Below are 11,712 nucleotides of genomic sequence, written 5' to 3' on the forward strand. Positions count from 1 at the left end.
TTCTGCGACACCGTGGACGGCGCACGGGCGAGCGCCGTCACCTACAGCCTGATGCTGACTTGCCGGGCCTGCGGCGTTGAGCCTCTCGCGTGGCTACGCCATGTTCTCACTGAACTGCCCCTGCGACCTCACGGCGCCGATATCAACGACCTGCTGCCATTCAACTTCGAAAAACACGCCTGACCTGCCGACGTCGTCGCGGTGGCCTGTCTCGTCCAGCGCCAACTATGATGGCCGCACTGCCTCCGGAAGCAACGTGCTACGAAATGCGCGCTTACAGTCAAGCGCCAGGCGGCGATGAATATTTGCATTTCCGAATGTCATGCGACGTCAGAGTCGTCAGGTTTAGAAACAGCCCCGGATTTGTGGTAAGCTTCGCCATCGTCCTCGGTGTCGCAATCCCCCCACCTGAACGTGGGCTTCCTACTTGCCGACGAGTGCGCTGATAAGCTGCCGAACCTTTCGGCGTCGCTGTGCCGGCTCGATAATTCCGGGGAACGCTTCTTTTCGCATACGCCGGATCAACACGCGTAGCGCGGCTCTATTTGGCCGTCGCCGAGCGCCGACAGTCTCGAGAAGCGCGGGATAGGTCCAGCATCGCAGTGCCATCACTTGTCGTCCCGTTCAAAAAGGCTTGTGCGCGGCTCGTGGTTCCGGGTTGAAAACCACAGGATGGCTGCCCCCAGTAGACCGTACACGACGCTCAGCTTGACAAACCCGCTGTGGGTCAGGCCGCTCAGAGCTATGGCCGCCAGCAGTAGCAGCATAAGGAGCGCAGCCCAGCGCTGATGGTGCAAGCGGATCGCCAGGCGTGATGCCAGCCAACACCCCAGTCCGGCGACCAGCAGGCTTCCCAAAACGAGGCCGATAGCCTCAAATACGTTGCCAATGAGATACATGGATCGCCTGCAGTCTACCCCCGCATCCTCTCCACCTCCCAATATATCGCTACGCGATATATATTCAACCCCCAACGCTTCCTATTGGCGGATATGCCGAGTCCGCTCCGTCTCACCGGCACGCACCTTGTGGCGGGCCTTAAGCAAATCCTGGCGAGAGAGAATGCCGACCACTTTTCGGGTCTCACGCTCCACAATTGGGATGCGGCCAATGCCGGATTGAACGATCAGGTCGGCAACGATACCGCTCGGACTATCCGGGAAGGCAGTCGGCTGCGACGCGTCCGACAAGTTTTCGGCCAGCAGGGTCTCGCGATCGCAGCCTTCCACTTCCCATCGCAGCACGTCGCTACGAGAGACCAGGCCAAGCAGGCGCCCGGTCTGATCCGTGACAGGATAGCTCCTGTGACGCGCCTCCTTTTCGAAGAAGGTAATGACCTCGCCCACCGGCCAATCGCCTGCCAGCGTCTCTGGCTCGGCGGTCATCAAATCCCTGACCTGCAGCAGGTCCAAGGCATCGACGCTGTATTCCTGAAGGATATGGCGCCCACGCCGGGCGATCTTCTCCGTCAGGATCGAGCGGCGCATCAACAGGACGCTGACGGCATAGGCGGCGACTGCGGCCGCGATACAGAATGGCAGCGCGGCGAACTGTCCCGTCAGTTCGGCCGCGAATAGCGCGCCGGTCAGGGGCGCGCGCATGGCGCCGCTCATGATACCGGCCATGCCGATCATCGCCCAAAAGCCCGGATCGCCGAGTAGGAACTGGCCGGCAATGCAACCCAGCGCCCCGCCGAGGATCAACAGCGGCGCCAGCACGCCGCCGGAAGTTCCCGAGCCCAGCGCGATCAGCCAGACAAGGGCCTTTACCACCAGCAGGATGACGATGGCCCTCATTTCGAGGCTGTCGCCCAGCAAGGCATGAATGTTGCCGTAGCCGGCGCCAAGCACGCGAGGTTCGATCAGAGCGCCTATTCCGACCGCGATCGCGCCGACCGCGGGCCACCCCATCCAGTGCAGTGGTAGACGATGGAAGCCATCCTCGATCCGGTACAATGCTTTTGACAGCAACGCTGCTTCCAGTCCTAACAGGAGACCAAGACCAAGCGCATAAACCAGCGACCAGGATCCGACCGGCAATGGCAGATCGGCTGCGAACATCGGCCCGTCGCCGATCAGCCGCGGCCGGCATGCGAAAGACATGAGGACCGCGAGAACGACCGGCACGAAGCTGCGCGGCTTCCACTCGAACAGCAACACTTCGATGGCCAGCAATATAGCGGCAAGCGGCGTCCCGAAAATGGCGGTCATGCCCGCCGCGGCGCCCGCTACGAGCAACGTCTTGCGCTCCGCAGCGCTCAGGTGGAAGCATTGAGCAAACAGCGAACCGATCGCGCCTCCTGTCATGATGATCGGCCCTTCAGCGCCAAACGGCCCGCCGCTCCCGATGGAGATCGCGGACGACACGGGTTTGAGAACCGCCACCTTCATTGACAGTCGGCTTTCACCGAACAGGATTGTCTCGATCGCCTCCGGTATGCCATGCCCGCGTATCTTCTCTGATCCGAAGCGGGCCATTAACCCCACGATCAGACTGCCGATGATGGGAATGATGAGCACACTCGCGCCGACGGCGTTGTCTGCCATATCGGCTTCAGCAAACGACAGCCTGCCAAACCAGAACAGATTTGTCGCCAACGCGATCAGCTTCAGGAGAATCCATGCCCCCACTGCACCGCCGCCGCCGACGAGCAGCGCCATGGCGGCCAGCATGACCATACGCCGGTCCGCGCTATGATCGCCCAGCCTGACGGCCTCGGCGGAAGCGGAGGCTTCCCGAATCATACGAAATCCCTCTTTGTTGAATTACTCTGGCCATTATATCGCATCGCGATACAATTCAATATGAAGGCAATATGGAAATGGAAGCCGCTCAGCTGACCGACAACGATTACGCGGCGCTCGCAGAGCTGCGCTTCACCCTGCGGAAATTTCAGGCTTTCAGCGACGATCAGGCAGCGCAGATGGGGCTGACGCCGCAGCAGCATCAGGCACTCCTCGCCTTGCGCGCCGCCCCAACCGCAGACGCTACGGTAGGTTTCATCGCTCGCCGCCTGTTATTGAAGCCGCACAGCGCGACAGGTCTGGTCGATCGGTTGGAGAAGCTGGGTCTTGTCACCCGGCACGCAGGCGAGGTCGACAAGCGGCGGGCGCAATTGCGCCTGACCGCCGAGGCCCTGAGGATCCTGGCAGAACTCTCGCATGTCCACCGGGACGAGATTAGGCGGCTTCGACCGCTTCTCAACCAGATGCTGGACCGTTTCGCCTGAAAGATTGCCGAATGGTTTCCCGGCGGCCTGAAACCCCACCGCAGCCGCCGGGAGTGCACCTTCCGGCGCGTCTTCCGGCAGGCTCGGCGCCGTCATAGGGCGGCGGATAGAAATGGCGAACGCGATGGGACGCAGCGTTGGCTGCCAACGACGAACGGGCCTATTTTGCCCTGCGAGCAAAAGTAACCGGAACCTGCTTGGCCATTGAAAGATCGAGTGATACTCTGCTGTATGACCGGATCGATCATCGAGCGAGCCGCACGTGCCCTCGCGCAGTCCGCGAGCGGGCATGATGACTGGGAATCACTGGATCCTCAGCATCAGGATGCAATCATGCGCGACGTGCGCGCGGTATTCCACGCCATCCAGGAACCTACTGACGCCATGGCTCTCGCCGGGGCGGAAGTGATCCGCAATGTCGGCACTCTCGAACTGGCCGATGGTCACAAGGGTGACGCCGCGAGCACTTGGCGCTTCATGATCGCGGCGGCGATGGACGAGCGATGAAAGCGTCCGCCAACCAGAACTGAAGCGAGCGGCAACCGTACCGACCGTGCTCTTGCGGGTCGGTACGCAGATCGTCGCCCGCTGGGAGGAACGGTGTGAAAGCAATACACGACAGCATCGAGGGACCCTTTGCAATCGAGGAGGATATCGCCCTGTACGGGACCATCGCTGGCGATGCGACGCTGGTCAGCGGTATCCGATTCATCCTGCATGGCACGATCGCGGGTACGCTGACGGTGGAAAGGGGATCACGGGCCATCATCCATGGCACCGTCGCTGGTCGCATTGTAAATGACGGCGGCCGAGTAGAACTATTTGGCATGGCGGACGCTATCGCCAACAGCTCGCGAGACGCGATCACGGTCATCGATCCGCGGGCCCATGTCAGGGGCCGGGGCTGACTCCATCGTCAGCATTGGTCGGTTTTGGGATCATCTCACCCCATAAGGAGCACTGCGGGTCCATTGAACGGTTGGATTTCGCCGCTTGCGCATCAAAGGCCATGCTTCGCTTCGATGGAGATAGAAATGAAGCTGAACAAGACAATCGGACCCGCAGTTGTCCTGGCCGCGCTCGGTCTGGTCGCAGGCAACACTGACGCCAACGCCAATATCCCCGGCGCAGGCGGCGCAGCCGCCGTCCCCCCCACGTCTGCACAGCAACCACCGGCTCCGCCGGCCGCTGCCTCGCCATCGGGGACATCGTTCAGCGACACCGAACTGGAGCAGTACGTTCGCGCCGCCCTCGCCGTGCAGCGCGTCCAGCAGGATCAAGCCACCCCGGATACCGACAAGCAGGCGAAGATGGCTCAGGCGGTGCAGCAGGAAGGGCTTTCGCCTGAACGGTTCAACGAGGTGGCTTCAGCTGCCCAAGCGGATCCGGCGCTGCAGCAGCGCATCCAGGCGGTAGCAGCAAAGATTCAGGGAACCGGCACACCGTGACACCTAGGCTCAACTGCGCGGACGTGTGACCAACGGTGAAGCGGGTGCTGGCCCGGCAATTCGATTTGCGGTGGGGACCACGCCGGGCCAGCGGTGGAACAAGACTGCTTCCTGCTCTGGCATCAACTATTTGGCAATAAACATTAATAAATAGTTAATTGCCATGCAATGGGAATTCGCTGCGCTCCTTCGCAAGAGGGCCGATTTCATTCATGCCGTCAACTCGCGCCTTCGAGCCGGCGCGGTGGGATAACCCCTAGCTGCGCGCCGACGTGAGCTATCTGAAGAGCGTCTTTTCCGGATCGCTTGACCCGGTACATGGCCTGATCGGCGGCGTCCAACAATTCAGCGGCGCTGCGAAATGACCGGGGCGGGACGAGAAGCACGCCCATGCTGCAAGTCACGGGATGCTGCGTGGTCCCAAGCGCTCTCGAAAGCCGCTCATGCAAAATGCGGGCGAAGCGCTCGCCTTCCTCGGCGGAGCGGGCGGCGACAAGGAAAGCGAATTCATCGCCCCCAATTCTGCCGAACACGTCCTCGGGGCGAAGCATCGCCAAGGCCCTCTTGCCAAGAACATGCAGCACTGCGTCACCAGTTGCGTGTCCGTGAATGTTGTTCAATGTCTTGAAATCATCGAGATCGAGGATCGCAAGCACCAGCGTGTCCCCGCCGCGCGCGCCTGAATTGAGCAACATATGCGCGCTCTCGTGGAAAGCTTGCTTATTGAGCGCGCCGGTCAGGCGATCGCGTCGCGCGAGATAATGTTCGCGATCGAATGATCGACGGAAGCTGATGACGATCACCGCGACCAAAAGATAGGTAGCGATCGGCACCGCAGCCCGGATACAGAGAATCGCAAGCGGGTGATGGGGTTCGTCGCTGAGGTGCGGCCCGACGGCGACGACCGCAGTTACAAGCGCCACGAGTAACCCCGCACGTGTACCGAGCGTCCAGCACGCCGCGCAGACAAGGGGAATGTAGAGTGGCGTTAAACCGAGAAGCCGAAGCCGATCATCCGCTATCGCCAGAGCGGCAAGCGCGAGAACAATGGCAAACCAGGCACGGCCCCTCGGCAGCGCGTCCAGACGAGCGGCCAGGCGGCCGGCAGGTAGATGGCTGTTCATGTTCGTCCTACTCGATCAGTTTCCCGTCATCCCCTTGCGTCCAGCGCCGGATCCCTCGCCGCCACTTTCTGGCGGTTCCGCCGGCTATCGAACGCCTGCGAAAACCCGAGTTTGCCAAACGTGGGCACCGCTGACCGGGCGGATCGGTTGCCCGTCGTCCCGCGGTCGGCAAAGTGCGAACGCTTTCCCTCGATGCCCCGGATACGCCACTTTGGACCCGGTGACATGACTGCGTAGGCCGAACTTATTAAGAAATCCAACCTCGCCGCCTCACGAAGAGCTTTGGCGATGCGGCGACGTTCGACAATGGATTACGACGGATAGTTGAACGTGCAGATATCCCATGCATCGTGCAAACACCTCCGCCCCTACGAACGAAATGGTAGTCACCGCCGACTTTGGGGAGCATCTGCCTGGTCTGCTGATGGCCTGCATGCTTGTTTGGGATGCGCGATCACCGGATTTCAGGATTGTAATTCGCGGCGGTAAGATTCGCAGCGTATTTAATACCATGCTCTGTTTTTCGTGGGAGATGCGACGTTGAAGCGGGAAGATCATCTCAGGCGCACGACGGAAAACGATATTGCGATGGCGTTGGCATCTGGTCCGGTTAGACGCTGGCCACAGGATGAAGGGGAGCTACTCGCTATCTTCAATCAGATACTCGACTGGAAGACCGGGGCTGCGGAGGCGGATGCGCGTGTGCTCCAACTGCCTGGGGACCGAACGATTTCATGAGCAGGATATAAGTCCGATTTGCGCTTGGCACGGGTAACGACAGGGTGCAGGGCCAGTAGCAAATGCATGCCGGATTCGTTATCCAATCAGCCATGCAGGACGCGGGCTTCGGCAACGAGTCCGAATCCGCTGTCGTTACCGGTATGGACAACGTGCGACGCGTGATGTCACCTGGGAGGAGCAAAGTCGCCTAAATGGCTGCTCCCTGGCTACCCGCCATTCTTCGGGCACTCGATGGGCGAAGACCTCTCGCCATGGCCGGAGGCATCGAATTGGAAACCGATGATTTCGGTGCTCCGGCCAAGTGACGCGCCGCGAGTGTGGCCTGGTCGCGAGAAATGAACCTGACAAGGATGCCCGAGCGGGGCTGCCGACGGATTACCATCGGTGTAAGCAGCAACCCGCTTCGAACCGCACTGGAAACTGCGGCTAACTCCTCTTCCGAGATGACAAAAAAGGGTCTGTCCTCATCCTTGATCCTAATCATGATCGAAATTTCCCCATCGTAGGTAGGGACCGAAAATTTGGACTTTCCGGTCCTCCCTTGACGTAGCGCCTCAACGTCTTGGCGTTGTCAGCGGCACTTCACGTCACCGCGATCGATCTGACGGCCTATGAGACCTCCGCCCGCACCGCCCGCCAGCGTACCGAGCGTGTTGCCACCGACGAGCTTGGCAAGTGCAGCTCCGCCCAAGGCGCCAATGACCAGGCCGGTGGTTCCGTCCGAACGCCGACAGTAGGCGCGCCCGTCCCGGCCCCGATAGATGCGATCGTTACGGCTCAGGCGCCGATCCTTGTAGTTGCCACTGTGATAGCTTTGCACTGGATCCCAATTCTTGCCGCTATCACCGCGCCATTCGTGCCGGCTGTCGACCCGGTGATTGCGGCTCGTTTCATTGCGCGGATGAGCGCGATCATTGTAGCGCTGCGCTTCTGCCGGCATCGATGCGACGGTCATGCTCGCGGCAAGTGTGCCAAGAATGCCTGCTAGGTACTTCATCCTTAAACTCCTTATTTTTCGCAATTTATAGCGATCCGCAGGGGCTAATCATCGCCCCTGCTTAACGTTTCGGCGTTAGGGACGGATCGTGCCTGACATCAGAAGAGTCGAGGCTAGAGCGTTCCCCCGCCACCGCAGCAACGCGGCGCGATCGATCAGGAACAAGTGCGCCGGTTCGGAATTCCAGATAGCGTACAAACCGGAAGAGAAAGGTGAGGACATGGCCGACGACAAAGCGAAGCGTGGTGGCGGCGACAGGCGTACCGTGGCTGGTGGCGAGGGCTACGAAGTCAGCTATTTCGCCGGCAAACATGGCATTAGCCGCGACCAGGCCCAGGATCTCATCAATAAGATCGGGAACAATCGTGACAAGCTGAATGCGGCTGCGGCAAAGTTGAAGGGCTGAGAATGCGCGTATGGCGGTTCCAGCGCACTCCCCGCCTGAGCCCTGGTGGCGCTTCACGCCATTGTCCGCGTTTCCCGTGTCGGCATGATCATGGCGGATGATCGCCCCCCTCGGACCCCAAGCCAAGATCAGAAGGATCATCGCGCCGCCCTGTTGATCATCGACATGGTCAACTGCTTCGATTTCGCAGAGGCGGAAATCCTCAAGCCCAAGGCCGCCTCGGCCGCGCAGGCCATCTGCAGACTCAAGGAAAGTGTCGCGCAGCAGAGATGGCCCGTTATCTACGCGAATGACAATTTTGGGGAATGGCATTCCGAGCGTGCCAGGCTCGTCGATCGGGCGCTGGAGCAGGAAAATCCCGTCACCGCTCTTTTGAAACCGGGCGATGACGACTTCTTCATCATCAAGCCGCAGTTTTCCGGCTTTTATGCCACTAACCTGCCTGTCCTTCTCCCCAAGCTCGGCGTCAGCCGGTTGATTCTGACCGGCATCGCAACGGATATTTGCGTTCTGTTTACTGCGGCGGACGCTCACATGCGTGACTATGCCCTGTGGATTCCCGAAGATGCCGTCGCCGCAGAAAGCGACGAGCGAAGCCATTGGGCGCTGGACATCATGGCTCGGAGTATGGGCGCTGAGACAAGCCCGACGACAAAGCTTACCCCAGATCAGTGGCTCACCGGCCTCGCCGATTAAGGCGGATCAGAACCCATTTGTTTCTCGCGCGTTGCTAGCGCAGAATAATATTCGAGAGGGTCCTGATGCGTTTCCTACGCGATAACGGTCTCACGATCGCCTTGATGGCGCTTTTCCTGCTAAGCATCTTGGGGCAGTTGCTCAGCGGTTGGCACGTCGCCATCGAAGATGCGCAGCGCCACGGCCAGCCAATCCTTTCGCTATCCGCTTATGCTCTCAGTGCACAATTCCTTTCCTCGGTCTTCGAGAACTGGGAAAGCGAGTTCCTCCAGATGTCTGCCTATGTGGTCCTCACGGCGGTGCTGTTTCAGCGCGGCTCGGCGGAATCGAAGGATCCCGAAGCGCCGCTGCGTGACGCAAACCTCGAGGAGCAGGTCGGCAAGGCTGGAGCACCTGGGATTATGAAGAAAGGGACAATCTGGCGGGCAGTCTATGCGCGATCGCTGGGGCTCGCCCTGGGGCTACTCTTTGTCGCCTCTTTCGCGATGCATTGGATACAAAGTGCTCGTGCCGCCGCTGAGGAGGCGATTGAGCACGGGGAGCCCCCGACCAGCCTAATCACGTACCTTGGCGATGCGCAGCTGTGGTTCGAATCCTTCCAGAACTGGCAGAGCGAATTTCTGTCCACGGCCGTGTTGGTGGTGCTTTCCATATTCCTGCGTCAGCGCGAGTCGCCTGAATCGAAGCCGGTGGCCGCACCCCATTCCAAGACCGGAACTTAGCCCGGCGTATGCGAAAAGTCGTTAATGCAGGACGGAGATCAAGATGGACCGCATCTTCACCAATATCGCCACCAAATGCGCACACTCATGGGTCAGCCGCTCGCCTTCATTCTATCGACTCTGCTGATCATCATTTGGGCGATCAGCGGTCCCCCCTCCATTATTCCGATACCTGGCAACTTATCGTGAATACCGCCACCACCGTGCTCACCTTTCTTGCTGTCTTTCTGATCCAGAACAGTCAGAACCGCGACGGCGCGGCGATGCAGGCCAAACTCGACGAGATAATCCGTGTGCTGGACAAGGCGCGCGTCGAATTCGTCGGGATCGAGCATCTGACTGACGCGCAGATCGCCAAGATCCGCGAGGCGCTGGAGGAGGATATCAAGAATGAAGACGGAAAGCAGAAGACGGCCGCGCCTACCGTCGAGTGTTTACTCTCTCGGTACTAAACGGGGCCAAGGACTAAACCGCGTCGTCGTTTATGCTGGAAAGGCGCTGGTTACGGGAGGCGCCCGGACATGGTCCCTGGCAGCGCGCCGAGTCTCCTGCCACGTCGGCCCCGAGCGCCAATGCGCAAGGCACCTACGACATCTGTTTCAAAGCCATGGTCGGGGAATAGGGGCCAGCTTGCAAAGCTCTTGCTCATAGGCATTACCGACTGGGAAGATCAGTCGGCCCGGACCGTCAGCTGGTGCGGGAGGAAAAAACGCTCTCATCCATTTCCCTTGCGGCGGCGTGTTTCCCAGCCCTTTTTCGCAGCTGCGGAGCGCGTCTCGGCGTTCTGGCTAGAGCCTCCCTTACGGCCGCCCTTGCGCGAACTTTCGTGACTCTCCGCCCTACCACGGCCGGAACCTGATTTCTTCCCCCCGCCGGAGTCCTTATTGACCGTCGCCCAAGCCCGGCTCTCGGCTTCGTCCTTCGAAACGCCGCGCTTTTCGTAGCCTTCCTCGATGTGCCCGGCCTTGCGCTCCTGCTTGTCGGTGTAACTCGATTTGTCTCCGCGAGGCATTGCGTTGCTCCTTGTGCGCCCCGATCACATTGAATCAGGGCCAGTTGAAATGCCTTCGAGACCCGCCGCCGGGATTTCCCGTGCTGGGTCGCTCACTCCGTGTCGCAGTGGCCTATCCCTGGTCCGCACACCCGGATCGTGCCCCCACTCAAAATCGCCTGATTCATCCGGCGAGCGTATGACCTCTGCCCTGCCCGCTCATGCAACTAGGGCCCGGCCGGACGGCGGGTCATGTCGCCGCCCGCCAGCGTCGTTGGTTACGGATAATTGACACCGTAATAGCCATAAACCTCCCGGCCGTAGTCGTCATCGAACGCCGGTTCTTTGTCGCTTGAGTAGCGAGGGGCCTTTTCGAGGAGGGACTTGTCGAGATCGACAACGTACCCCCCTTGGTTCGCCTCATAGGTGAGCACGTCCCAGGGCAGCGGGTAATAATCGCTGCCCAAACCGAAGAGGCCGCCAAACTGGAGGACGGCGTATTCAGCCTTCCCCGATCGCTTGTCGACCATAAAATTATAGATCGATCCTAACTTCTCGTTATCCCGGTTGTATACAGCTGTTCCTTCGACCTTGTTCGAGGCGATCAGGCGGTTCGTCTCGTCGGTGGCAATGCGGTTGTCGGTCATGATTTGTTCCTTTCGAGGAAGGCGGTATCTCGAGCGACAACACCTGCGCCCACGTCCTGGTGCCCGGCTGTCCCGCCACAGCGGATTTTGTCGATGAGCCGCGCGGGGGTTGCGTCCGATCGAAGGCAAATGATCTCACTGCAAAAGGGGATTTTCTCCCCATCGTTCTGAGAAATGGGAGGCGCGGTATCCCGACCCTTCGCGGTAGTCCGAATTTCGGCCGGGATGATGCCGTAGGGTAGCGTACTTCCCGACGTTGCGCTCATGATCAAACGGCCTAAGCTGCAAGGCCTTGCGCACCACAACGGCAGAAATGCGAGAGAGGATCGGAGACAACAGCGATGTGGGAATATGACGCGCAGTCGCAAGATGCGGAGCGAAATCTCGAGATCGTCACTACGGCATCGCCGAAGGCCTCGCTTTGCCTGGCGTTATGTACTATTTTCATCGATGTTCATTCCATCCGCGAGAATGATGTACGCCAGTGCCTCGATATGCGCGGCGACAACTACGATGGCCGGCGCATTGCCTCAATAGAATTGTTCCCCAAGGCATAGTCGTTGCCTCATCAAGAATGCTCCCGAAGATATTGATTGTGGAGCAGACAAATGAGGAGGGTCAGCATGATGACGCGCGACGACATGATTGCAGCAACTGGCGAGCGGTATCGAAAAGGCGATCGCGCGAATCGAGGGAAGATCCTCGATGTAT

General features: G+C 60.0%; 15 protein-coding genes and 1 pseudogene. 10 read left to right on the forward strand and 6 right to left on the reverse strand.

The window, feature by feature from the left end:
- The coding region (locus LH128_RS02785; protein WP_008828055.1) for an IS66 family transposase at positions 1–183 on the forward strand (183 nt) is incomplete at its 5' end.
- Between the two features lie 425 nt (positions 184–608).
- On the opposite strand, the gene LH128_RS02790 is transcribed toward LH128_RS02785, so the two are convergent.
- Complete coding sequence (locus LH128_RS02790; protein ID WP_008828056.1) at positions 609–899, reverse strand: hypothetical protein; 291 nt, start codon at positions 897–899, stop codon at positions 609–611.
- An 81-nt stretch (positions 900–980) separates the two neighbouring features.
- The gene (locus tag LH128_RS02795) at positions 981–2,744 is read right to left on the reverse strand and encodes a chloride channel protein (RefSeq protein ID WP_008828057.1); all 1,764 of its coding nucleotides are present in this window, start codon (positions 2,742–2,744) and stop codon (positions 981–983) included.
- A 77-nt stretch (positions 2,745–2,821) separates the two neighbouring features.
- On the opposite strand from LH128_RS02795, the gene LH128_RS02800 reads away from it, so the two are divergent.
- The 4 genes from LH128_RS02800 to LH128_RS02815 all read left to right on the forward strand — a co-directional run bounded on the left by LH128_RS02800 (position 2,822) and on the right by LH128_RS02815 (position 4,677).
- Positions 2,822–3,229 carry a MarR family winged helix-turn-helix transcriptional regulator gene (locus LH128_RS02800; protein WP_008828058.1) on the forward strand — a complete coding sequence of 136 codons (408 nt, stop codon included), beginning with the start codon at positions 2,822–2,824 and terminating at the stop codon, positions 3,227–3,229.
- Positions 3,230–3,562: 333 nt separating this feature from the next.
- Positions 3,563–3,736, forward strand: coding sequence for a hypothetical protein (locus tag LH128_RS33070; RefSeq protein WP_172704908.1), 174 nt, complete (start codon positions 3,563–3,565; stop codon positions 3,734–3,736).
- Positions 3,737–3,831: 95 nt separating this feature from the next.
- The gene (locus tag LH128_RS02810) at positions 3,832–4,137 is read left to right on the forward strand and encodes a hypothetical protein (RefSeq protein ID WP_008828060.1); all 306 of its coding nucleotides are present in this window, start codon (positions 3,832–3,834) and stop codon (positions 4,135–4,137) included.
- 126 nt (positions 4,138–4,263) lie between these two features.
- Complete coding sequence (locus LH128_RS02815) at positions 4,264–4,677, forward strand: DUF4168 domain-containing protein (protein WP_172704909.1); 414 nt, start codon at positions 4,264–4,266, stop codon at positions 4,675–4,677.
- 218 nt (positions 4,678–4,895) lie between these two features.
- Here the strand turns inward: LH128_RS02815 and LH128_RS02820 are convergent, their stop codons facing one another.
- Both LH128_RS02820 and LH128_RS02825 read right to left on the reverse strand, forming a co-directional pair.
- The gene (locus tag LH128_RS02820; protein WP_008828062.1) at positions 4,896–5,801 is read right to left on the reverse strand and encodes a GGDEF domain-containing protein; all 906 of its coding nucleotides are present in this window, start codon (positions 5,799–5,801) and stop codon (positions 4,896–4,898) included.
- 1,312 nt (positions 5,802–7,113) lie between these two features.
- Positions 7,114–7,539, reverse strand: a complete 426-nt coding sequence (locus LH128_RS02825) for a glycine zipper 2TM domain-containing protein (protein WP_008828063.1) — start codon at positions 7,537–7,539, stop codon at positions 7,114–7,116.
- 220 nt (positions 7,540–7,759) lie between these two features.
- Here LH128_RS02825 and LH128_RS02830 point away from each other — a divergent pair, with 220 nt between their 5' ends.
- From LH128_RS02830 to LH128_RS02845, 4 genes and pseudogenes are all read left to right on the forward strand, one after another.
- Positions 7,760–7,945, forward strand: coding sequence for a DUF3606 domain-containing protein (locus LH128_RS02830; protein WP_008828064.1), 186 nt, complete (start codon positions 7,760–7,762; stop codon positions 7,943–7,945).
- 45 nt (positions 7,946–7,990) lie between these two features.
- Positions 7,991–8,641 carry a cysteine hydrolase family protein gene (locus LH128_RS02835; RefSeq protein ID WP_327195042.1) on the forward strand — a complete coding sequence of 217 codons (651 nt, stop codon included), beginning with the start codon at positions 7,991–7,993 and terminating at the stop codon, positions 8,639–8,641.
- A gap of 65 nt (positions 8,642–8,706) precedes the next feature.
- Entirely contained in the window at positions 8,707–9,363 is a 657-nt protein-coding gene (locus tag LH128_RS02840) for a DUF6766 family protein (protein WP_008828066.1), read from the forward strand.
- Between the two features lie 43 nt (positions 9,364–9,406).
- Positions 9,407–9,815: pseudogene (locus tag LH128_RS02845) on the forward strand (low affinity iron permease family protein).
- Positions 9,816–10,078: 263 nt separating this feature from the next.
- Here the strand turns inward: LH128_RS02845 and LH128_RS02850 are convergent.
- Together LH128_RS02850 and LH128_RS02855 are read right to left on the reverse strand one after the other, a co-directional pair.
- Positions 10,079–10,375, reverse strand: a complete 297-nt coding sequence (locus LH128_RS02850) for a hypothetical protein (RefSeq protein ID WP_008828068.1) — start codon at positions 10,373–10,375, stop codon at positions 10,079–10,081.
- A 257-nt stretch (positions 10,376–10,632) separates the two neighbouring features.
- A complete protein-coding gene (locus tag LH128_RS02855) occupies positions 10,633–11,001 on the reverse strand; it encodes a PRC-barrel domain-containing protein (RefSeq protein ID WP_008828069.1) in 369 nt (122 codons plus the stop codon).
- Between the two features lie 341 nt (positions 11,002–11,342).
- On the opposite strand from LH128_RS02855, the gene LH128_RS02860 reads away from it, so the two are divergent.
- A complete protein-coding gene (locus LH128_RS02860) occupies positions 11,343–11,558 on the forward strand; it encodes a hypothetical protein (RefSeq protein ID WP_008828070.1) in 216 nt (71 codons plus the stop codon).
- Positions 11,559–11,712 lie beyond the last annotated feature (154 nt).

This window comes from Sphingomonas sp. LH128 (assembly GCF_000293195.2).
Taxonomy (GTDB): Bacteria; Pseudomonadota; Alphaproteobacteria; order Sphingomonadales; family Sphingomonadaceae; genus Novosphingobium; species Novosphingobium resinovorum_A.